At 48.4% G+C, this 22,814-nt stretch carries 13 protein-coding genes; 4 read left to right on the forward strand and 9 right to left on the reverse strand.

Translation table 11 applies throughout. The annotated features are described in order from the left end of the window. Nucleotides 1-43 precede the first annotated feature (43 nt). The 8 genes from OP864_RS15970 to OP864_RS16005 form a co-directional block, all read right to left on the reverse strand. Complete coding sequence (locus tag OP864_RS15970; protein ID WP_002660908.1) at nt 44-535, reverse strand: hypothetical protein; 492 nt, start codon at nt 533-535, stop codon at nt 44-46. Between the two features lie 57 nt (nt 536-592). Next, the gene (locus OP864_RS15975) at nt 593-1,012 is read right to left on the reverse strand and encodes a DUF7793 family protein (RefSeq protein ID WP_270099150.1); all 420 of its coding nucleotides are present in this window, start codon (nt 1,010-1,012) and stop codon (nt 593-595) included. An 800-nt stretch (nt 1,013-1,812) separates the two neighbouring features. Continuing rightward, nucleotides 1,813-2,247: a hypothetical protein gene (locus OP864_RS15980; RefSeq protein ID WP_270099151.1), complete on the reverse strand. Its 435-nt coding sequence runs from the start codon at nt 2,245-2,247 to the stop codon at nt 1,813-1,815. Between the two features lie 5 nt (nt 2,248-2,252). Further along, nucleotides 2,253-3,938: an acyl-CoA dehydrogenase family protein gene (locus tag OP864_RS15985; protein ID WP_270099152.1), complete on the reverse strand. Its 1,686-nt coding sequence runs from the start codon at nt 3,936-3,938 to the stop codon at nt 2,253-2,255. Nucleotides 3,939-4,187: 249 nt separating this feature from the next. Continuing rightward, a complete protein-coding gene (gene rocD / locus OP864_RS15990) occupies nt 4,188-5,468 on the reverse strand; it encodes an ornithine--oxo-acid transaminase (protein WP_270099153.1) in 1,281 nt (426 codons plus the stop codon). 195 nt (nt 5,469-5,663) lie between these two features. Further along, nucleotides 5,664-6,638, reverse strand: a complete 975-nt coding sequence (locus tag OP864_RS15995) for a T9SS type A sorting domain-containing protein (protein WP_270099154.1) — start codon at nt 6,636-6,638, stop codon at nt 5,664-5,666. A 12-nt stretch (nt 6,639-6,650) separates the two neighbouring features. Further along, a complete protein-coding gene (locus tag OP864_RS16000; RefSeq protein ID WP_270099155.1) occupies nt 6,651-7,742 on the reverse strand; it encodes a class I SAM-dependent methyltransferase in 1,092 nt (363 codons plus the stop codon). A 353-nt stretch (nt 7,743-8,095) separates the two neighbouring features. Continuing rightward, nucleotides 8,096-11,356 (reverse strand): S41 family peptidase, encoded by a 3,261-nt coding sequence (locus OP864_RS16005; protein ID WP_270099156.1) that lies wholly within the window; start codon nt 11,354-11,356, stop codon nt 8,096-8,098. 966 nt (nt 11,357-12,322) lie between these two features. Here OP864_RS16005 and smc point away from each other — a divergent pair. From smc to OP864_RS16025, 4 genes are all read left to right on the forward strand, one after another. Further along, complete coding sequence (smc, locus tag OP864_RS16010; protein WP_270099157.1) at nt 12,323-15,844, forward strand: chromosome segregation protein SMC; 3,522 nt, start codon at nt 12,323-12,325, stop codon at nt 15,842-15,844. Between the two features lie 34 nt (nt 15,845-15,878). After that, on the forward strand, nt 15,879-16,862 hold the full coding sequence (locus tag OP864_RS16015) for a hypothetical protein (RefSeq protein ID WP_270099158.1): 984 nt from the start codon (nt 15,879-15,881) through the stop codon (nt 16,860-16,862). Between the two features lie 309 nt (nt 16,863-17,171). Then, nucleotides 17,172-17,708 (forward strand): hypothetical protein, encoded by a 537-nt coding sequence (locus OP864_RS16020; protein ID WP_270099159.1) that lies wholly within the window; start codon nt 17,172-17,174, stop codon nt 17,706-17,708. Nucleotides 17,709-17,713: 5 nt separating this feature from the next. Beyond that, complete coding sequence (locus OP864_RS16025) at nt 17,714-18,262, forward strand: YkvA family protein (RefSeq protein ID WP_270099160.1); 549 nt, start codon at nt 17,714-17,716, stop codon at nt 18,260-18,262. Nucleotides 18,263-18,553: 291 nt separating this feature from the next. On the opposite strand, the gene OP864_RS16030 is transcribed toward OP864_RS16025, so the two are convergent. Continuing rightward, nucleotides 18,554-22,279 (reverse strand): T9SS-dependent M36 family metallopeptidase, encoded by a 3,726-nt coding sequence (locus OP864_RS16030; RefSeq protein ID WP_270099161.1) that lies wholly within the window; start codon nt 22,277-22,279, stop codon nt 18,554-18,556. Nucleotides 22,280-22,814: the final 535 nt, after the last annotated feature.

The following is a 22,814-nucleotide window of genomic DNA, read 5'->3' on the forward strand; positions in this document are numbered from 1 at the left end:
TGATTTTCTGATTATTAACTAATACTCGTACAGAAAATCAATTTTAGCAACGCATGATCTGAATAAATTGTAAATAGTCGGCCCCCTCAAAAAGCAGCGGCGCCCGCTTTTGCCAAAAAATGAAGGGCGCAGCCAGCTCCAACTCTTCCTGTGCAGAAAGCGAGCGGCTGGGCCAATGGAGAACTAGACGAGGAGCCCAAAATAATTGAAGAGAATATAAGGACTGGGCCAGATTTGGCGGCAGCAGCTCCCCAGAATCATCCCAAATAGAAAAAAACTCTACCTCATTGTCCTGACAACAAGGTTGCTCTAAACTGCAATGCTGCTGCTCTTCCGAAATAGAACAACAACTTTCAGCCGAATTTTCTACTCCCTGCCGACAACAAGAGGCCTCGGCCCAAATGCTGTAGTGCCAACTGTCTTGACAAGCACAAAAATGAGAATAACTACTCCAACCCACTGAACCACAAAGTAGTAGCAGGGCAAGTATAGGCGCCAAAAAACGCCCAGCTTTATGTAGTTGGACCGTACTCATATTACAAATGAAGCACTTTTTTTAGATTTATCTAAATTTTTAACCCTTTTTAAAACACTAGGCCTGCTCCTTGGCCCGCAATTCAGTCAACCAAGCCCGAGCCTGCTCCCGATCCGAAAATGCTTTGGCGGGATATTTTGGTTTGTTTAAGCCCAAAATAAAGTTACTCAATAAACGAGATACAGGGTTGGCAATCAAAGTAGCCACCCCTTTCACAATTTCTGGAGAAATCCCCGACAAGGTTCTTCTAGCCCCAGCCGAAGCCCCCTTGATGTTTTTCATGTCAATCAAAAGATAAATTTTAGCCGATCTAATTCTAGCCATCGCCTGCATGCTCTGTAAGGACTCCTCGGCATCGCTGTCCTCCATATAATAGGATGGCTTGATTTCCTGCTCCACAATAAAGTCGCCCTCGGGCCAAATTAAAGCTCCAGACTGAAGCTCTACCCGCTCTTGAGTATAGTTCGGTTTTTTCATTTTATTTAAGTTAGTGGGCTCTAAAATATAGAAATACAAATAAAGATTAGCCTGTTTTTTCTGTTTAGAAAGATTCTAAGGGCTGTTTTGGGGCCCGCGGCCAGCTCGGCTTCGCCTCGCTCGGCCGCCGCTATGCTGCGGGGCTCACAGGTCTGTTCGGCCCTTCAGGCTCCACTCCGTTTCGCCTTCGGTCTGGCCCTGCGGGCCACCCGCTCCGCAGCGCTGGGCCAAATGGCTCTTGGCCCTAAAGGATAAATAAAAGTTATTGGTCCCTCAACTTTTTCTGGGGTAAAATATGCAAAAGCAATCCTAAGTAAACAAAATGGCTTTATCTAGCAGAGCTGTCTTCAGAAACAAAAAAACTTAGCCGTAGAAATACCAATAAACTCTAGCTTTTTGGACCAAAATAAGCAGCATGCAAACAAATAGCTCATAAGGAAAGGTTTAGCTTCTGTTTTTACTAAGTCAATATTAGTCCGTCAACTTTTTCTAGCATTTAAAAATAAAGATATAAACGAAAAATTTTAAAGTCGAAAATGAGCGTCGTATAAGACGGGTAGCGTTATGCTAGCTCAAAACAAGAATATTATTTGGTCCAAAGTGGGAGAGAGGGCCAAGCAAAAAAATGGAAGAGGTTGGAAATTTTGTCTTTCCCCTTTTAGCGGCTTAAGCGACTGTTGGTAGCTAAAATTCAAATTACAGCCTTGCAAACTACTTATACAACAGAAGCCAAAGCCGCCCTGAAATGAGCTTGGCCAAAAAAAAGAGAGGGGCTTTTGCCCCTCTCTTTTTTCATCTTTTTAAATGCAATTAAACCGAGCTTCTAGGCTAGCAATAAAATCCGCATCAAAACTTTCTACCTCAACAAATTCATAGGATAGAAAGAAAAAGTGGCGTATGCCGTTTTGGGCCAAAATCTTTTCTCTCGATGCCGCTTTTAAGTATTTGGGTTCCAAACTTTGGGAAATAGGCTGCTTAGATTGATAAACCCGCAGATGTCTCGTTCCAAAAGCAAGTAGTTTTTGCAAGCCCTCCAAATCTGTGTGAACATCAAAGCGAAGATGACGAACCATAATGTCCTGCAGCAAAGGATGCCGACCAATTTGTATCTGGGCCAAATCCCAACGGGCGGCTTCTTCTGGACAAAAATCGGCAACAAAAATATGCGCTAAGCTTTGATCAAATAACGCCCATATTTCATCCTCTTCTTCTAAGCGAATCGTTATTTTATGCATCTCTTCTAAATTTCCCAAGCCAAAAGGCCCGCAATTTCTTCTCGGCTAGGCAAATACTGCCCCCGATAGGCTTGGGCCAATAAACGTTCTTCCTCATAATAACGCAAAGCCAGCTCCTGATAATTAGTCTGCATCAGGCCAGCCTGCTCCGCAATACAAGCCCACTGAAAGTAGTCCGTCAAACGCTCAAAAAGCTGTTTGGCCTCCAACTGAATTTGGTCCATATCTTTGGCCTCCGCAAGGGTAAACAGTTTTTGTTTCAATAGCGCAAAATCGGCTCTTAGTTTGTCGGTTCCTCTTCGCTGCTTTAGCTGTTCATAGACAAATTCAAGCAGCAGAAGCAAGCCTTTGCTCTTCTGACTGGCCCGCAACATATCTAAGATCATGATATTTCCAGCACCTTCCCAAATGGGCAAAACCATAATGTCTCGCATGACTTTGGGCATCACGCCATCTTCAATATAGCCCAATCCACCCATTAGTTCCATGCTTTCCCTAGCTACATAAACGCCTTGCTCTGCCGTGGCTTTTTTTATCATAGGGGTCAAGAAGCGCAACCACTCTTTGGCGGTCGCATCTCCCGCTTCTGCTTGGTCCAATAAACTAATGGCTTTCCAACAGCTGTAAAACTGGCCCTGATGAATGCTGCCCAATTCCCAGAACTTCATGCGGACCAATGCGTGCTCCAGCAGTTCTTTCCCAAAGGTATTTCGATAAGTCGCAAATTGATAGGCTTCTATTAAGGCTCTGCGCAAACCCGAAATAGCCGCTACCGAATTATACAAACGAGAGAGGTTGATCATATCGGTCATGATCTTAAAGCCTTGCCCTTCTTCTCCCACTATTTTGGCCCAACTGCCCTGCAAGAGGTATTCGCCACTGGCCATAGAGCGAGTACCCAATTTATCTTTGAGCCGTATAAGGTCCATATCGTTGGCGCTGCCATCTGGCCGTTTGGGCTCCAAAAGGAAGATGCCCAAACCTCTAGTGCCCTTCTCTAAGGGGCCCGTCCGTGCTAAGGCAAAAATGATTTCGGCGCTGGCATTGCTGCAAAACCATTTTTCGCCCTCTAAGGACCAATAGCCATTGTCCAAAGGACTAGCCTTGACCAAATTGGCCCCTACATCCGAACCGCCCGCTTTTTCGGTCAAAAACATGGCGCCTGTATAAAAATCCTTGGGCTCATCGGTATAAATTCTAGGCAACAATCTGGCTTTGTCCTCTTCCGAAGCATATTTATCGATCAGTAAAGCAACGCCATCGGTCATACATAAGGGACAATACAAACCGCTTTCACTCATGGCATACAGATAACCTAAGGCAAAACCCAAACGGTGCCGCTGCCCCGCATAGCGCTCCCTAAATTCAGGGGCCCACTTTAAGCGAAACATACCCGAATGCACGGCTATGGCTTTGAGCTCTTCATAGGCAGGATGAAAATCAATCTGATTGATGGTTTCGCCCAAATAGTTGCGCTTGCGCAATTTTGGCCCATTTTTATCCGCTGTTAAGGAGAGTTCATTCATGACGCCAGCCGCCAAACGACCCAATTGCTCCAAAGCGTCTGATTGCTCAGAAAGGACCTGCGCAGGCAAATGCGCATGTAGGTAATCTTCTAATAGCTTATCCGACTTAAAGTAGTTTTGACTTGTTTTATGCCCCTGAGGCAAAACGCAATTCTCTTTTTGCATAATCACTAAAATAAATGGGAAGGGAATTTTTTTGCGGTCCTACAGGGCGCTTTGCGCCCGCAGGATGAGCGCTGCGGAGCGGGTGGCCCGAAGGGCCAGACCAAAGGCAGGCAAAGCCTGCCTGCAGGGCCGAGCAGACCTGCGAGCCCCGAAGCATAGCGACCCGCCTTTAGGCGGGACAGCCCCAAAATATAATAAAAAAAGCGCCTAACTAATCAATTAGCTCGGCGCTGATCTAGCAATTTAGACCTAAGCCTCAAAGGACTTGATGGTCGCTATAATAATGTTGCAGCATTCATCCAATTGCTCGACGGTCATGACCAAAGGGGGCGCAAAACGAATGATGTTGCCATGTGTGGGCTTGGCCAACAAGCCATTTTCCGCCAATTTGACGCAGATGTTCCAAGCCGTTTTGCTGTCGGGGCTGTCATTGATAACCACAGCATTCAATAGGCCTTTTCCACGGACCAAGCTGACGAGCTCGCTTTGTTCCACCAATTCGGCCTGAATGCGATCTCTGAAGCGCTGCCCTAATGCTCTTGCGTTTTGGGCCAGTTTTTCATCTTTAACGACCTCTAGGGCGGCCATGGCCACCGCACAGGCCAAAGGGTTTCCGCCAAAGGTGCTCCCATGCTGCCCTGGCTGAATCACATCCATGATTTCTTTCTTGGCCAAAACGGCAGAAACAGGATACAAGCCCCCAGAAATGGCCTTGCCCAAGATCAAAATGTCAGGCTGCGTGTAGGTTTCCTGCTTTTCACAATGCCCACCACAGCTACAATCGCCGCAGATGCGCAAAAGGCTACCCGTTCTGGCAATCCCCGTCTGAATTTCGTCGGCAATGAAGAGCACATTGCGCTGTTTACAAGCCGCAGCCGCCTTGGGAATGAAATCTTCATCGGGCACAAAAACGCCCGCTTCTCCCTGAATGGGCTCGACCAAAAAGCCAGCTACCCGATCGCCATATTCTTCTAGTGCTGCTTCCAAGGCTCCCAAATCGTTGTAGGGCACAGAAACAAAACCAGGCGTATAAGGACCAAATTGGCCTTTGGCATCAGGATCAGAAGAAAAGGAAATAATCGTGGTGGTCCGCCCATGGAAGTTCTGCCCACAAACAATGATTATCGCCTGATTGGCGGGAATCTGCTTTTTCTCATAGCCCCATTTGCGGCAAAGCTTAATGGCGGTTTCTACGGCCTCGGCCCCAGAGTTCATCGGCAAGATCTTGTCCATGCCAAAGTATTCGCTCAAGGTCTTTTCATAAACCCCCAAACGATCGTTGTAAAAGGCTCTAGAGGTCAGGGCCAAGGTATTGGCCTGCTCCATCATGGCCGCCACAATTTTCGGATGAGAATGGCCCTGATTCACGGCAGAATAAGCCGAAAGGAAGTCGTAATAACGCTTTCCCTCTACATCCCAAACATAGACGCCCTCTCCCTTGGCCAATACCACGGGCAAAGGATGATAATTATGGGCCCCATACTCATTTTCTAAGGCCATCAAATCCGCTGAAGATAGTTGATCTTGCATAGCTAGCTGTTTATATTCAATTGTCAGTAAATTTCTTTTTTTTGGGGCCTCCTGCCTTCGGCAGGCGCTACGTTCCAGGGCTCGCTATTCGCTCGGCCCTGCGGCGCAAAGCGCCTTGGTCTGGCCCTTCGGGCCACCCTTTCACATCGCTAGGCCTGCGGGCGCTTCGCGCCCTGCAAAACCGCAAAAAGCCGCCTAAGGCAGCAAGATGAGCCGGGCCAATTGCCCCTTATAGCCTATAATATAGTTAGCTGCGGGCAATTCCGCCAAAGAAAGGCTAATTTTTGGCCCATTTGGCTGCATACTTTTGACCAATTGGCCCTGCATATTATATATGTAGAGTTTGGTTCCAGCCTCATAGGCTACACTCAATTGCAGTTCTTTCGCTCTAGGCAAGGGATTGGGCCAAATTTTTAAGGGCTCCGCTTGGGCCAAAGGCCTTAGGCCCAATGGCCGCTGATGAATTACCCCCAAGGCATCCAAATCAAAGCCCGAAGAGGGAAATGGCGTGGGCCAAGGATCGTTAATCACCCGCCCCCAACTATCATAGCTTCCATACTCGCCAATATGGCCCACTACATCCACTATACGGACATAAGCTATATTGTTAATGTCTACTCGACTAGAATCGGCCAGTTCCGATAAATCGAAGGGAGTGCCATAGTTTGCTCGGTATTTTCCCGCTAGGTTATGAATTTTACTGGCTTCCAAGGCGCCAAATCCCCCTATTTGCTGGGCCGTATCCGTTAGGGAAACCGCAGGAAAGCGCACAAAATCAACCCCATTAGAACTGACCTCTACAAAGGCCAACTCCAAAAAGCTATCGCTAAAGCCGTTTTCAAAGATGGCGAAATCTGGCCCTGTTCCATCAATAATTGGTGGATGGATGTAGTAGGTGGCTTGGCCACCATCGCCAAGGCTGAAAACGGTCCCATCTCCAGCGGGACCAGCTGCTGCCGCAGGCTGCCCATTACTGGCCAAGCCCAGCTGGGGCTGACTAATATCTTGAGGTCCTCTACTCCATACATAAGGAGTTGCGCCCCAATCGGCCCAAAGCACAGAATCCTTATGTAGGGCGGTGCTTCCTGCCTGCCCAGCCGCAGGCGCATACTGCGCATTCAGATTAAAGGATAAGAAAAGAGCGAGGATAAAGCTCCAAGAATGGTTCATCTGCCTATTATTTTACAATTCTACTCTCAAAACCTCAAAAGCGAGATTTTGGGCCAAACAATCTACTCTAGCATAAACCCGCTCTAGCTGACTGCTATAATTTAAATGTCGATTAGCCACAATTTGCATGCTTCCATTGGGCTTTAGTAAGGGTTTGACGGCCTGAAAAAGGCCCAAACTCACTTCTATATTGTTTTCATGCCCAAAATGAAAAGGCGGATTAGAGAGGACCAAATCTAGACTTTCGGCAGGAATATGCGAGAGCTCATCGGTCCAGACCGCCGAGGCCTCAGGCAAGTTTAATTGGCTGGAGGCAATGGCCAGATAAGCATCATCGGTTAGTTGGGCCTGCATATTGGGCGCTCGCTTAAGATATTGATGGGCCAAAATGCCATTGCCGCAAGCAAGGTCCAATAACTGCCCTTCTTCTTCCTGCACTAACCAGTTTTCTATAAAGAAGCGGCTGCCCTTGTCTACTTGTCTGGCCGAGAAAACCCCATAATATTGTTGGTAGCTATCACTTTCATAATAAATGCTCCGCATCAAGGCTTGGCCAGCCAAGGACTTTTTGCCCCGCATGCTCAAGATGCGTGCTTTTTTCCAGGCTCTAGATTGCTCTACTTGCTCAAAGTACTTTTGAGCGATTTGCAGCATGCTAGGCGTAAAATGCCGAGTCATAAAGGCGGCATGTATGCTCCCATCTTCTTTTAGGGCCTGATGCGCCTGCTGCAATTGCAATTCAAAGAGGTCCATAGACTTAGGAACCAACATGAGGGCCTGCGAGCAAGCTTTAGCCTGCTCCAAAGGGAGGCAATAATTCAATTGGTCCAAATCTAAGCCATTGAGCAAAAAGTTTTTGGTCCAAGCCTTCTTTTGAGAGGCATAATTGGGGACCAACTGTGGTTTCCAGCCCGATAAAGCCAAGGCCCAAGCCCCAAAGCGATCATTATACACCAAAGGCTGATCCGTTAAAGGAAGCTCCCCCTCTTCTAGTAGGCGAAGCAGATAAGCCTGAGCGGCAGAGACCGGCACCAAAGAGCGGTTAGTCGTCTGCGGATAACGTTGTAGCTTGAAGGGCCGCCCTCTAAACTCAAATTGAAACATAGGTTGATTTATTGGTCCTTAATAGGCCGCAAAATACATTTTTTTGGGCAAAAAAATAATCTGCTCCAAGGCCCTTTGGGTCTAGCAGGGCGCGAAGCGCCCGCAGGCTGAGCTGCCGAAGCAGGGCCGCGCAGCGGCAGACCAAAGCCCGAAGGGCTGCAGGGCCGAGCGAACAGCGAGCTGCGTAGTGGAGCGACCCGAGCAATCATTCGTGAGGGTTTCAACCCTCATTTTGTATAAGTTCGCAAAGCGATACCGCTTTGCGCTGGCTTTCAACCCGGCGGGAGGGGCAGCCCCAAAAAAAGAGACAGCCACCCTAAAGTTGCTGCCTCTTCTATTATAGCCTGCTTAGTCTATTGCTTATCTATATTTTGAGCTTTGAGTTGTCGCTGCAATTCTTTTACAGCTGCCTCAATTTGCTCATCTCTACCGTTGAGCATCTTCTCATAATCGTTTCGGACCATGATGTCGGGCTCTAGTTGGGTGTTTTCTAGCAATTGGCCCTCTAGGGTTTCCATGCCCACCTGCGGAATGCCGAAGACCATGCCGTTTTGTAGGCGCTCCCACCATACCGCCGTGGCCGTACCTGGTACAGGCATACCGATCAGTTTGCCGATGCCCAAGGCCTTGTATACATAGGGAAACATATGGGCGTCGGAGTAGTTGCCTTCGCTCATGAGGACCACCGAGGGGCGCGACCATTTGAACATGGGCTCGGTACCGATCTTTTGTCCTCTTGGGCGAATCTTGAGATAAACCTCTCCGCTGAGGAAGCTGGCCAAGTCATCATGCAACCAGCCCCCACCATTGAAGCGGGTATCTACGATTAGGGCCTTTTTGTTGTAATGACGGCCCAAAGCATCAGAATAAACCTGCTGAAAAGCCGAATTATTCATGCCTTTGACATGCACATAGCCCAATTGGCCATCAGAAAGCTCCTCGACCATCTTGTGGCGGCTTTCTACCCAGTCCTCATAGCGGAGGTTGAACTCTTGGCCAAAAGAAATAGGCTTGATGCGGATGTCTTGGCGACTCTTCTCTTTGCTGTTATAGATCGTGAGCAGGATGTTGTCCCCTGCTTTGCGGTTGAGTAAGGGCCAGAAATTATCTTCTTTGCCAATTTTTTGTCCATCAATCGCCTCAATGATGTCTCCTGCGGCTACTTCTATATCGGCTTTATCCAAAGGACTCCCTTTGAGGATTTTGGCAATTTTGATTCCCGCCTTATTATGGGCATAATCCATATAAATCCCCAAAGCAGCGGTTTGGTCTCCGCCTTTTCTGTTGGGGGTATATCGGCAGCCTGTATGCGAGGCATTTAGCTCTCCGAGCAGCTCACTAGCCATCTCGGCAAAGTCGTAGCCATTGTTAATATGAGGAAGGAAGCGAGCATATTCTTTTTTATAGAGGTCCCAATCTACGCCATGTAGGTCCTCTAAGTAGAACTTGCGTTTTACCTGTCTCCAGATATGGTTAAACAAATAGGCTCGTTCTTCGGCAGACTGTAGTTCCATTTCTCCTTTGAGGCGAACTGTTTTTACCTTCTTGCTCTTGAGCTCCATCTCTTTGATCTGTCCTCTATTGCCAAAGTAGAGTTTCTCTCCTTTTTTATCTAGGATTAGTGAAGAGCCAGAGCCGCCCAGTTTCTGGACAATCTCCGTCTTTTTGGTCCGTAAGTTAGTGGCCCAAAGGTCATAGCCTTTTTCAAAGGCGGCCAGATAATAGAGGGTTTCCCCTTCTTTGTCCAAAACGGCATCGGCCAAACTTGCCGAATGGATAGTTAGGCGGGCGATGCGGTCCTCAAGGCCCTCCAATTCGATATTTAGGGGTTTGAGCTTCTTATCCTCTGCTGCTTTTTCCTCTTTATCTTTCTTCTCGTCCTTTTTGCTCGCTTTCTTCTTTTCCTCTTCCTCCTCTTTGAGCAATTGATAATCTTCTTTGCTCAGGCGGTAGCGGTCATAGGCGTCTTGGGTCAAGAAAAGGGCAAAAACATCATTCTGGCTTCCCCAGCTGGCATGATTGCGCATGCCTTTGCGGTCTGAGAACCAAATGAGAGATTCTCCATTCATGCTCCATTTGGGGCGGCCGTCATTGTAGCCACTGCGGCTCAAATTTACGGGAGCGGTTTTCCCATCGGCGGCCACTAGACCAATTTCAGAGATCCATTGGTTTTCTTGCAAGAACTCTAGCAAAAACCATTTGCCATCGGGAGACCATTGGTAGTATTGGTCGCCATCGGAATAAGAGTAGTTGCGGTCTTTCTCCAAGATGGTCCGCTCTTTTTTGCTCTCTAGGTTGATGACCTTGAGCCTTGTGCGCTCTTCTAGAAAGGCCACCTCCTTCCCATCGGGAGAATAAGCGGGTTGGAAGGTCTCTTTATCTGAGGCCAAGATGGTTTCTTCTTGGAGCAAGGTGGAGTTGAAGAAATACTTTTCTTCCTTGCGGGCCAAACTCGTTTGGTAGAGGTTCCAACTTTCTTCTCGCTCCGAAGCATAGAGAATACTGCGACCATCGGGGCTAAAGCTAATGCTGCGCTCCTGCTCTGGCGTATTGGTAATGCGCTTGGTTGTTCCAGCTTCCATAGAAGAGACAAAAACCTCCCCTCTATAAACGTAGGCCACCTCTTTGCCATTGGGCGAAAGAGCAAACTCCCCGGCCCGATTGGCCATGACGATTTCTCTGGGGTTGCTCCGCCAATCGCTAGCAATTTGTACCTGTAGTTTTTGGGCGTTGGCGCCTGGCTTTAGGGTATATAGCTCTCCATTGTATTGGAAACAAAGCAGGCCTTCATCAGAAATAGACAAAAAGCGAACGGGATGCTTATCGAAGTTGGTCAATTGCTTTTTGTTCTTTTTGCCTCGAATCTCTAGGCTATAGACATTTAGACTGCCCGATTCTTCTGAAAGGTAGTAGAGGGTTTTGGCATCTTTAGAAAGCACCGGCTCTCTGTCTTCCCCGCCAAAATCGGTCAAGCGGCTAAAGCTTTTGTTTCTGAGCGGCTCATACAACCAAATATCTCTAGTAACAGAAGATTGATGATGTTTGCGCCAAGGGTCTTCATAGCCCTTCTTATCTTGAAAGACGTAGATATCGCCTTTGCGGCTCACTTTGGTGTATTCGGCAGCGGCAGAGGTAATTTGTTCTACTCTTCCGCCTGTAGCGGGCACGGCATAAAGCTCGGGCAAGCGGGCATAGGGAAACTGTTGGTTCTTGACATCATCTATCCTCAGGGAGCTAAAGAAGATACGGTGACCGTCTCCGCTGAAGTCTGAGGGGTAATCATCTGTAGAATGGAAAGTAAGGCGCTTGGGGGCCCCACCCTCTGCGGGCATCGTGAAAATATCAAAATTGCCGTAGCGGTCAGAAGCAAAGGCAATGCTTCGGCTATCTTTGGACCAAACGGGCATGAAGTCGTGCGCGCTATGCTGCGTGAGCGGCTTGGCCTCTCCACCTGCGGCGGGCATACTATATAAATCGCCTTTATAGCTAAATACAATGCTTTGCCCATCGGGAGAAATAGCGGGATAGCGCATCCAGAGCGCATCTTGTAGCTGCGCTTGGGTCCATAAGGGAAGTAAAAAGAGCAACCAAAAGGAAGCAAATATCTTTTGCATAAGTTCTTGTTTTGATGAATTCAGATAATAAGTAGTCTTGGGCAAGATGAGGAATAATATCGACCAATGTTTTTTAAACTAGACGAAAGCGGCTTCTCTTTTATTCATAAACTGCTGCAGGAGGATTTGGGGCTGCCCCTCCCTATGGTCGGGTCGCTCCGCTACGCAGCTCGCAGGTCTGCTCGGCCCTGCAGCGCTTTCAGCGCTTTGGTCTGCCGCCTTCGGCGGCCCTGCTTCGGCAGCTCAGCCGCTCTTCTTGGGTTTTTTCAGGCTTGGGGGATCGGCTTCGGCCCTAAAACGGCCTTTTATCCCCTTCGCTAAAAAACGAATAGGCCTAAAGACTTGCAATGGAGTATTATTTTTCCAGCGAATACAGCAACAGACTTCCAATGGACCATTTTTTTCCTAGCAAATACGCTGAGGGATTGCATGGCACATATATTTTTCCAGAGAATGCAGCAAAAGGCTTCCAATGGACCATTTTTTTCCTAGCGAATGCGCTGAGGGATTACAATGGACCATTTTTTTTCCAGCGAATGCAGCAAAAGACTTGCAATGGAGCATTATTTTTCTAGCAAATGTGCTGAGGGCTTGCATGGTGCATATATTTTTTCAGCGAATGCAGCAAAAGACTTCCAATGGACCATTATTTTTCTAGCGAATGCGCTGGACCGAGTCTAAATCCTCACTGCTTTAATTTCCTATACCTTTTATAAGCCCTCCTTAACGGCCGGAGCCCCAGCATTAGCGCAAAGAAGAAGGATGAGCGGCTTAGCGCTGTGAAGGGGTGGCCCAAAGGGCCAGACCAAAGGCAGGCAAAGCCTGCCTGCAGGGCCGAGCAGAGCTGCGAGCCCCGCAACATAGCGCCCCGCCCTTCGGGCGGGGAAGCCCCAAATCCCCCTTAAAAAGAAATTTGCTTTTCTGCTTGGAAGAATGCATTTTTGTGGGCTCAAATCAAGGGGAAGTATGCGACTAAAAAGTTTAGAAATAAAGGGATTTAAGAGCTTTGCGGATAAAACGGTCATCAATTTTTCGGAAGATGTGATTGGGATCGTAGGCTCCAATGGCTGCGGAAAGTCTAATATTGTAGATTCGATTCGCTGGGTGTTGGGAGAGCAAAAAACTAAACAGCTCCGTTCAGACAGCATGACCAGCGTGATTTTTAATGGGACCAGCAAGCGCAAAGCGGCCGCCTTGGCCGAGGTAAGTCTGCGCTTTGAAAACGACAGAGGTGTATTGCCCACCGAATTTCAGGAAGTGACCATTAAAAGAGCGTTGCATAAAGACGGCAGTGGAGAATACTACCTCAATGGAGTCAAATGTAGATTAAAAGACATCAATAACCTGCTTTCTGATACGGGTATGGGCTCCGACTCTTATGCTATCATTGCTCTGGGGATGGTAGATGATTTGTTGCAGGATAAAGACAACAGCCGCCTCAAGCTTTTTGAACAGGCGGCGGGCATCTCTAAATATAAAATTCGCAAAAAAGAAACCCTACGCAAGCTCAAACAAACCGCAGAGGACCTCGAGCGGGTGGAAGACCTATTGCATGAGGTGGAGCAACAGCTCAAAACCCTAGAACGGCAGGCCAAGCGGGCCAAGCGCTATCTAGAGCTCAAAAGCGAATATAAACAGTTGAGCATTGACCTACAGGCCATTCGGATTAGAGGCTTGCGCAAAGATTATTCGGAGCTCGAAAAAAAGATGGCGCAAGAGCAGCAGCAAATTCAAAAACAACAAGGCGAGCAAGAACTGGAGCAAGAGCGCTTGCGCTCGGCCAAGCGAGAACAATTAGAAAAAGAACAACGCTTATCGGCTGCCCAGCAAAAGCTCAACCAGTTGATTGGGCGCATCAAGGGCCTAGAGAACGAGCAAAAGATGAAAGCTCAAGAAGCCCTCTTTTTGCAGCAAAACAAAGAAAAACTATTGGACCGTCTGCGCTCGGGCAAAGAACGCCTATCGGCCGCCCAACAAAATGCCGACCGCTATGCCCAGCAAAAGAAAACCGAGGAAGAGGTCCTAGAGATCCTTTCCGATGCCCTCTATGAGGCCCAAGAACAACTCGCTAAAATTCGTTCGGAACATGGGCAGCTCAAAATAGAAGTAGAACAATTTCTGGAAGAGCAAAAGAGCATGCAAGAGCGTTTGGTACAGGCCGAAAAAGAAATGGCGGTCTATGAAACGGAACAAAACAACCTCAAAAAGCAGTACCGACAAATTGATGAGCGTTTGGCCCAACGTGCCGAAGAGCTCAAGGCGGTCGAGCTGGCCTATAGAGAAAGTGCGAGCGAGCTACAGACCCAAAAAGGCATATTGGAAGGGCTGCAACAGGCCGAAGAAATCCGAAAAAGCGAACTAGAAAACGTAGAGCAACAACTGGAAAGCGAAAGTCAGCTTTTGCAGCAGAAAAACCGTTTGTTGGATGCCAAAAGCAACGAAAAAAAGTTGTTAGAGGATTTGGTCAAGAGCATGGAGGGCTATGCCCAATCTGTAAAATTCTTGCATCAGAACGATAGCTGGACCGACAAGCCGGCTCTCTTATCGGACCTCTTTTATTGTCCAGAAGAATATCGCTTAGCGGTAGAAAACTACCTCTCTCCCTACCTCAACTACTATGTGGTCCAAACGGCAGAAGAAGCCTATAAGGCGGTACAGCTCCTAGAGGAAGCCGAAAAGGGAAAAGCCAACTTCTTTGTCCTAGACTGGATGGCGCTCAAAGGCGAAAAACAATTATCGGTTCCGGGCGCTCAGGCGGTTTTGGAGCTAGTAGACTATGAAGCGGATTACGAAGCCTTGGCCCAACAGCTATTCGCTCAGGTCTATATATTGGAAGAGGGCCAAGAGCGGCCTGCTCAAAGCCCAGGACATTTTTTGTCTAAAGACGGAAAGCGAAGTTTTGGTCCCTACAGCCTGCAGGGGGGCTCTGTTGGCGCCTTTGAGGGGAAAAAGATTGGGCGAAAGAAAAATCTGGCCCTTTTGGCTGAGGAAATCGAGTTATTGCAGACCGAAGTGGGCAGTCTACAACAAGCCGTAGATGAGTTGCGCCTGCGCCAAAAACAATTGCGCCAAGCCGACCGCAGCCGAGAGATCCAAACCGCAGAAAGAGGCCATCAGCAGCTCTTGCAAAAGCACATTAGCTTGGAGGGAAAACTAGAGGGCTTCGAGCAATTTAAGGCAGAAACCAAAAGTCAAAAAGAGCAGCTCCGTACAGAGCTCAAAAAGATACGAAACGACAAAAGGGAAATAGAGGGAGAGCTGGAGTTTCAGGAAGATCAACTGGAGCAACTACAAAGACGGTTGGGCAAAAAGAATATGGCCTTTAAGGAACAAGCCCAAGAGCTTTCTCAGGCCTCTTCTCAATACAACCAAAAACATATTGAGCAGCTCAGGCAACAAAACCGCCTAGAGGGCCTAGACAAAGAATGGCAGTTTGCCCAACGGCAGGCCCAAGAGCTGCAGCAACAGCTCAAGCAAGACCAAGAAGCCTTAGAGGAGGGCGAAAAGAAAGAACAAAGCCTGTTATTGGCCCAAGAAGATAGCCAAAAGCAGCTACAAGAGCTCTATGAAGACCGACAGCTCTATAAGGCTCGCCTCTCTGATGTGGAGCAACAATTCTTTAGTGGTCGTGGCGAAATCCAAACCCTAGAAGAACATTGGGAAGAGGGCCAAAAACAATTGCAAAAACGACAAGAGCTCTTTCAATTGCAAAAGGAACGCTTTGCCGAACTTAAGATGCAGTTGTCTAATATCGCCGAGCGCCTCCGCATTGAGTTTGAGCTGCAACTCTCTCAGCTCCTAGAGCATGAGGTCCAAAGCGAACTGCCCGAAAAGGAATTGGACCAAAAGGTAGAGCAGCTCCGCCTGCGAATCAATAATTATGGGGCCGTCAATGAAATGGCGATCGAGGCCTTTGATGAGGCCAAGGAACGTTTCGATTTTATTGGCGAGCAGCGGCAAGACCTTGTCGAGGCCAAGGACAGCCTGATGCAAACCATTGATGAAATTGATGATACGGCCAGCAAAAAGTTTATGCAGGCCTTTGAAGAGGCCCGTGAGCATTTTATTCGGGTCTTTCGCTCTCTCTTCCTAGAAGATGATACCTGCGACCTGCTGCTTTCTGATCCGCAAAATCCACTAGAGTCTCGCATCGAGATTATTGCTAAGCCCAAGGGAAAGCGCCCGCTTTCTATTAACCAGCTTTCGGGGGGAGAGAAAACCCTGACCGCTACGGCGCTGCTCTTTTCGCTCTATCTGCTCAAACCGGCCCCTTTCTGTATCTTTGATGAGGTGGATGCGCCTTTGGATGATACCAATATTGCCAAGTTCAATAATATCATCAAGGATTTTTCGGCCAATTCTCAGTTTATTATCGTTACGCATAATAAGAAGACGATGGCGGCGGTAGACGTAATGTATGGCGTGAGCATGCAGCAGGGCGTTTCTCAGGTCATTCCCGTCGATTTCCGTATGTTGCAGCCTCAATAGGCCCAATTTATTTATCTCAGAATTAAAGTTAAATATGCGTTTTTTCCCTTTGCCCTTTATTTTTGCCCTCTTTTTGGGCCTTCAGCTTGCTGCACAGCCCTATCAAGTTGGGATAGAAAATAATTTTGAAGGCTACTGGCAACTCAAACAGGTCGATAATCAGCCCCTACCCGAAAGTGCCAGCATTTACATCCAATTTGATGGCAATCAACTCTTGTTGGTCAATGGAGAGGACCAAAAAGGCGGCCGCTGGGCTTGGAATCATCCCCAGAGGCAGTTTATCGTAGAAACCGATAGCACTGAAATCTGGACCCTCATGGCTTTTGTTCCCAAAAGGGTGCTGGTCCTCCGAGAGGAAACTAGCCAAAAGTTACTGACGCTCTCGGCCATGCCCGCTCCGCCTCATAGCCAGTTTGTTCAGGCCTATGCCTCGGACCTCCTTGGCGAATGGCTGCTTTCTGCCGTGAATGATGTGGCCGCCCAAAATAGCCGCTCGGTCAGCCTGCAGCTTTCTGCCTATGGCCGCTTGTTTATTGATGCTGGGGTCGAAAAAGATAGCATCTTTTGGCGGATGGGCCCCAAAAGGGAGACGATCGTGACGATGGTCGGTCCCAATAATATGGAAAAGGCCGAAAGCTGGTCTTTGCTCCAAATCGATAAGGAGAATATGGAATTTAAGGACCCCAATGGTGCCCGCCTCCGCTTTAGTCGCTACAGCCGCCCCGTCTTGCCTTCCGAGATGAAGCAGTTGCTAGGCCGCTGGCGCATTGTGGAGATCTCTGGCCAAGGTCCCGAACAGCTCAATTATCCCGCTTTTGAGTTTTTGGAAAATGGCGAATTGCGCTTTTTTCTGGGCGACCAATCTACCGAAAAAGGGGCCTGGGGCCTTAGCGATACCGGCGACCGCTTTCAGTTTGCCACTTCCGCCGGCAATGAAAGTTGGTCTATTTTGTACTGGACCAATAAGGAGATGCTCCTCGAAATGAATAATCTCAAAATGGTCCTCATCCGAGAGTAGCTGTTTTGGGGCCCGCGGCCGCCCTTCAATTTGGGGCGGCCGCCGCTATGCTGCGGGGCTCACAGGTCTGTTCGGCCCTTCGCTGGCTTCGCCAGCTCGGTCTGGCCTTCGGCCACCCCTCCGCAGCGCTGGGCCAATTGCTCGCTTCGCTCGCAGGCGGCAAAGCCGCCTTTTGGGCTCCGCTCTTTAGGGGGTACACTTTCTCCAAATCTCTTAAAGTTGTTTAATCTTATGCGTCTGGCTCTATTTACCTTCTTTTTTTCCTTATCTTTTGTATCCCTTTGGGGCCAAAGCAAAGCTATAGACAAAATGCGCAAGAAAGAATTGCGTAGTCTTTGCCTAAAACAGCAAGAAGAGTTGCGCCAACTTAGGGCCGAAAAAGAAAAGCTACAAGCCCAATTGGCCGAAAAACAACTGCTCAATAGCTATTTGCAAATGGACCTTATGGATTGGAGCCACTGCTATGAGCAATTGGCCCAAAAACCACCCATAGAAATCATTATGCTGGATATTAAGCAGCTGGGGCTTTGGTCCACTAGCTTGCCCAATCAAGAAGAAAAGCGGGAGCTCTTGCAATGGCTCATCAGCCAGCGGCAAGAACAGCTCAACCTCTTGAGAGACCGCCTAGCCGATCGCCAACTTCCCCAGAGCGAAAAAGAACGGCTCTTTGGCCTCTTTCAGCAAGCTTATGCCCCCTTTGCCAATAACTGGAGACGGAAAGATTTTGGACCAAATCTCCAACTTTGGGAACAAAAAAGCCGAAACTTGCTTTGGCAAAAAACAAGGGCTGATTTATCGAGCAGCCTAGCAGAAAACCAACTTATTGAAGCATCTTACCGTAATTAAATAATATGCAAGAAGAACATAAAGAAGAAGAAGAAAAGGAATTGACTCCCGCCATGAAAGAGTTTGCCGATGGCGATGAACCCTTAGAAGACAAAGGCCTGCTGATTTCAGAAACTTGGTTATATAAGATTTTTGTCAAATCAGCTTATCGTTTTCTCAACAAGCCCCTAGCTTTGCTGCAATTGCTCAAGCAATCTGCCGAGCGCCTACAGCGCTACGATAGCGCCCGAGAACTAGGCGCCGACGTGCTCGAACAATTTCAACTACTCTTTAGAATGGTCCGAGCCTATGCCAAGGGCGAGTATAAGGGCGTTTCTTTGCAAGGAGTGGTGCTTTCTATTGCGGCCTTGCTTTATTTTGTAGCGCCTCTAGACTTTATTCCCGATTTCCTAGTCATTGGTTTGGTGGATGATATTGCCTTAATTCTATGGTTAGTTAAGAATTACCAAAAGGAATTGGAGGACTTTCAGTCTTGGGAGGATGCCCAGAAGATACAAATCGAAATTGAGCCTAATCCCATACAGGAGGAAAAGGACCAAAGCCAAGAGCCATAAGCCAACTGTTTTGGCCAAGAGCGAAGCGGCGGGGGCTGCATGTTTTAAACATGCAGCCCCCGCTTTTGGTCCAAAGGCGGCGCAGCCGCCACAGCCGTAGGCTGATGGCTTAGTGAGCTGTAAGGGGGCCGCGAAGCGGCAGACCAAAGCGGCGCAGCCGCTGCAGGGCCGAGCAGACCTGCGAGCCCTGAAAGGGAACGCCCCGAGCCCTTGAGGGCGAGGGGAAGCCCCAAAAAAAGCCCCTCAACAAAAAAGTTAAGGGGCTCGAGAAAAAATAAGCGTCTATAATGATTATTGGACCAGCAAGCGCAGGCTGTGGCTACCATTTTTATCCGTCAATCGAAGGATGTAAAAGGCAGGAACCAATTGCTCGAGGTCTATCTCTAGGCGACTTTGGCCAATGGCCAACTGCCAGCTATTGAGCAGGCGACCATCCAGACTGATGAGCTCTAGTCTTTGTTCGCTTTCTAGCGGCTGGCTAAAGCTAAGCGTGCTGATCTCCTTGGCGGGATTGGGCTGTAGCCGCATGCTATTGCCGTTGGCCAAGTTCTGAACGCTGCTTGCTGCGACCGTAATCGTTTCGTTATATACACAGCTGGAATTGCCATTAACGCTGAGTGTAATGGTATAAGTACCTGGCAGGTTGTAGCTATGTGTAGGGTTTTGTAGGGTAGAGCTATTGCCATCGCCAAAATCCCAAGCCCAGCTAGAGGCATTGGCAGATTGGTCCGTAAAGCTGAGGTCCAAATCGCTGGCCGTATAGCTAAATACCGCTCCATTGTTTACATTAACGCTCAGATTGCCCAAGGGAGAGCGGCAAGGCGCTTCCTCTACCTCCCAATCATAGACATAATACCAGAAGTCTAAAGGGCCCGTAGTTGCCGAAGAGCTATTGATTGACAATAGGCCGGGGACCACATAAGGATAACTAGCGCCGGCATTATTGCGGAAAAGATTGATAGAGGTTCCACCAAGGCTATAATTTCCTGGACCAGGAACCTCTAGGCCGAGTTCTACTCTTTGGGGACCGCCTAAGGCGTTAATTGTCACTTGGTCCACAATATTTCCAGAGCCATCATTGCCATCCCAAAGATAAATCGTTCTTGGTCCAGGGTTTCCAGCATCGATCCAGCCAGAAACAATGACCAAAGGCTTGAAGGCCTCGAAGTTTTGGGTACCCGTAAATCCAGTATTATGGTAACCGCCATTTCCTGAGGCTCCAGCCGAATCAATACCGACAAAGCTTCTGGGGTAGAAAGTCACGCCCTCCATTTGGTAAGTGGTATTACTATTGAGGTTGGGCGTAACGAAAGTGAGGCTAGTATCCAGAGGCGTTCCTTGGGCATCGTACCAAATCACGCTGTTGCTAGTCGTATTGGCGCTAATAGTTGTGCTGCCTGGGCAAATCGTTTGATTGGCTGCGGTAGGCGCGCTAGGTATGTTAATCGTCACGGTACTGCTAATCGTATCGCTCCCTAGGCTATTGCTGACGATAAGGACCACATTATAAGTTCCATTGGCGCTATAGTTATGGCTAGGATTGGGGAGGGTATCTGTATTTCCGTCGCCAAAGTCCCAGCGCCATTGTTGGGGCACATCCGTAGACTGGTCTTCAAAATTAACGCTGCTACCACAGGCCGAAACCAAAAGGCTATTAAAGTTGGCCGTGGGGGCGGTTACTGGCGTTTGGCAAGAAGTGGGCAGATCAAAAGCCTCTAGTTGGTCCGAGCGGTTATTGCTACTTCCTTGGTCTGCACTAGCGCCCAAACCGCGGCGGGCAAAAACTTCCCAGATCAAACATTGGTTGGCCCCTCCATAGAGCAATTGATCGGCTTGGAGGATAGCGTCACGACCATCGACAAAGCCGGGGCTACAGGGCTGTAACTTGATTCCGTTGATGACCAAATTCATCGCCATATTGTTTCCAGCAGTACCATTATAAAGGTCGGCATCATAGCCATATTGGTCAATAAGAGCCCAGTTGAGGTCCCAAAGCACCGTTGCCCAAACGAAACCGATGCCATGAGGCTCAGAAAGGTTCGTATTATTTACATCGCCATAGGTATAGCTATTAACGGCCATATCTGTAGTATAAGGTGCTGGGCGAATTCCTGTTCCAGTAACGGCTTGGCCGGTGGCAAACGTACCGATGCCACGGACATCAGTGGCTTGGTCGCCAGGCTCAATTGTCATCATCAAACCAAAGTAATCGGACCAGCCTTCGCCCATTTGCTCTGCATTGCTGAGGCAACCAGAGTTAGAGGCTCCGCCTGTCAGGCGAGTAGAAATACCGTGGCCATATTCATGGGCAATAATTCCATTGTCAAAATCGCCATCTTTATCAAAGTTAGCCGAAAAGTTACCGATACTCGCATTGACGGTTCCATTGGCCATTTCGGCGACAATAGCGGCTCCATCGGTATCGCTAATCATAATGCTGGGGATATTGGTGGTTCCTGTTCCGCCCATAGTAATGGGGGCACCTGCAGTATTATTGATCACAATAACGGCCAGGGCTCCAGCGGCTTCAGCGGCTTGCACCTTAGCCACAAAGGTACAGCTTCCTCGATATACCACAGCAATTTTTCCGTTGAGGCTAGCTGCATTGGTTAGCGGGTCGCAGGCATCATTGGGATCTGGAGCGGTAGCATCATCGGCGAGGACCAAATCCTCTGTAATAGGTGTAGTGGGGACATTGGGGCCAAAAGTACCCTCAGTAGCCGTATAAGTTCCGGCGATGCTGCTTGGACTATTAACATCTAGCAAGCTGCTTGATCCCCCGCCATTGGTCCAAAGAAACATTTGCATAGTAGGGTTGCTACCTTCTGGGGGCGTTCCGAAGTTGGCATTATTGGTTCCGCCGCCATCTTGGGCCTCGGCAAAGACATAATCGCCGCCTTGGCCGCCACGGCCATAATTATTCTCTTGAAAGTTTCCGCTGGCTTCATCAAAACCGTAGTGGTACCAAACATCATGCGTGAGGTTATTCCAATAAAAGAGGTTCGTGATCGCTGCATCCTCATAGGCTGCGGGTTGTTGATTCATATTGAGTGGAAAATCAAAATTGAGGGCGCTGCCGCCATCGGGAGAATAGCCTGGCTGATCTGCTGCGGCTCGGTCCTCATAGGCATGCACATTATTTCCGCGAGTGATGGTGTATTCTGCACCAGCTTGTCCGTCGGTATCATGCCAACCGAGGGGAGAGGCCGTTGTATCGGCAGGATCAACCTCTAGGGTTCGGCTACCGTGGTTGGGGCTCTCTAGGGGCTCTGCAAAAACTCGATATTGTGCGGGCAGCGCATTATTGGCCAATGTTCCGCTTACTGTGGGCAGATGGGGGACATCGGGTCGGCTACAATTGCCAAAAGCATGATCGGCAAAGCTACAATGCTTGATCCAATCTTCCTGGGCCAAAATTTTCCCGTTTTGGGCATCAATGCGGAGCGACCACCAATGCTGTTTGTTCCTTTGGTAGATGCTAAGGTCCCAAGCAAGGCGGATTTCGCCTTCTGGCCCCGGCTGATAGCAAAGTTTTAGGGGAATATTCTCTAGAGAAATGCCTGCGGGACTAAATAAATAGCTGTTTGGGCCGCTATTTTCTAGTTCTCTTAGATTTTGCAAAGGGGGTAAATAAAGGGCATCGGCGGCTTTTTGAATGGCCGTTGCGGGCGTAATTTGGGCGCTTGCGGCTAAAACCCTTTGGGCCAAATTAGCTTCAAAGCGGTTGCCCAAGCTAATCAGCTGCCCATTTTTAATATTGAGGTTAATTACGGCATTTTGGACCTCAACGCCTTGGTACATTTGGCGAATATAAATGTGTTCTACGCCAGTTTGTTTGCTCTGATGACGGTCATAAACACGCCATTCTGATAGGTCTGAAGCCTTCAGGCCCAACTGTTTTTGTTGCTGAAGAAGAAGCTGTTGAATTTGTTCATTGGAGGTTTGGCCCCATAACTGACCGACACCAATAAAACAAAGCAGACATATCCCCAAAAGATGTGGAAGGTTGTTTTGCATAAAAAATGAATCAAAAAGGTTAGTAAAATCTAAACAAAGATTCAGCTTTTTGGCCTTAAATTCAAAATTAAAGCTTGTAAACTGCTGGTTTTTAAAAATAAATTTGGTTTTAGCTATTTCGACTAATTAAATATAAGGTTTTGTTTTATATGTAGTGTTTTGATTTGGGGCTTCCAGCTCGCCGAGGGCTCGCTGGCGTTACGCTACGCAGCTCGCAGGTCTGCTCGGCCCTGCAGGCTTTTCGCTTTGCTTCAAAGCCTTTGGTCTGCCGCCTGCGGCGGCACTGCTGCGCATCACTAAGCCGCTCAGCGGGAGAGGGGAGGCTAAAAGAAGCGGCTGCGGCAGTCTTGGTCCAATAAACGGTTTTGCAGGCCCGAAGGGCCGCAGGTAATAGCCAGATTTAAATACACTCGCTTTTATAGTTTGCAGCAATTTCCCGCTAGTCGGCCCTATTTTTCTCGGCCATAACGAAGGCTATGCCCTTAAAAAATAGCTGGCCTAGCAGAAAATTCATAGCAAACTATGGCCAAAGCAG

It is taken from the genome of Saprospira grandis, from assembly GCF_027594745.1.
Taxonomy (GTDB): Bacteria; Bacteroidota; Bacteroidia; order Chitinophagales; family Saprospiraceae; genus Saprospira; species Saprospira grandis.

Excerpts from the sequence above, each read along its gene's own strand:
- OP864_RS15985 (WP_270099152.1), bottom strand. The coding sequence starts at position 3,938 with ATGCAAAAAGAGAATTGCGTTTTGCCTCAGGGGCATAAAACAAGTCAA.
- OP864_RS15995 (WP_270099154.1), bottom strand. The coding sequence starts at position 6,638 with ATGAACCATTCTTGGAGCTTTATCCTCGCTCTTTTCTTATCCTTTAAT.
- smc (WP_270099157.1), top strand. The coding sequence starts at position 12,323 with ATGCGACTAAAAAGTTTAGAAATAAAGGGATTTAAGAGCTTTGCGGAT.
- OP864_RS16000 (WP_270099155.1), bottom strand. The coding sequence starts at position 7,742 with ATGTTTCAATTTGAGTTTAGAGGGCGGCCCTTCAAGCTACAACGTTAT.
- OP864_RS16005 (WP_270099156.1), bottom strand. The coding sequence starts at position 11,356 with ATGCAAAAGATATTTGCTTCCTTTTGGTTGCTCTTTTTACTTCCCTTA.
- OP864_RS16015 (WP_270099158.1), top strand. The coding sequence starts at position 15,879 with ATGCGTTTTTTCCCTTTGCCCTTTATTTTTGCCCTCTTTTTGGGCCTT.
- OP864_RS15975 (WP_270099150.1), bottom strand. The coding sequence starts at position 1,012 with ATGAAAAAACCGAACTATACTCAAGAGCGGGTAGAGCTTCAGTCTGGA.
- OP864_RS16020 (WP_270099159.1), top strand. The coding sequence starts at position 17,172 with ATGCGCAAGAAAGAATTGCGTAGTCTTTGCCTAAAACAGCAAGAAGAG.
- OP864_RS16025 (WP_270099160.1), top strand. The coding sequence starts at position 17,714 with ATGCAAGAAGAACATAAAGAAGAAGAAGAAAAGGAATTGACTCCCGCC.
- OP864_RS16030 (WP_270099161.1), bottom strand. The coding sequence starts at position 22,279 with ATGCAAAACAACCTTCCACATCTTTTGGGGATATGTCTGCTTTGTTTT.
- OP864_RS15970 (WP_002660908.1), bottom strand. The coding sequence starts at position 535 with ATGAGTACGGTCCAACTACATAAAGCTGGGCGTTTTTTGGCGCCTATA.
- OP864_RS15980 (WP_270099151.1), bottom strand. The coding sequence starts at position 2,247 with ATGCATAAAATAACGATTCGCTTAGAAGAAGAGGATGAAATATGGGCG.
- rocD (WP_270099153.1), bottom strand. The coding sequence starts at position 5,468 with ATGCAAGATCAACTATCTTCAGCGGATTTGATGGCCTTAGAAAATGAG.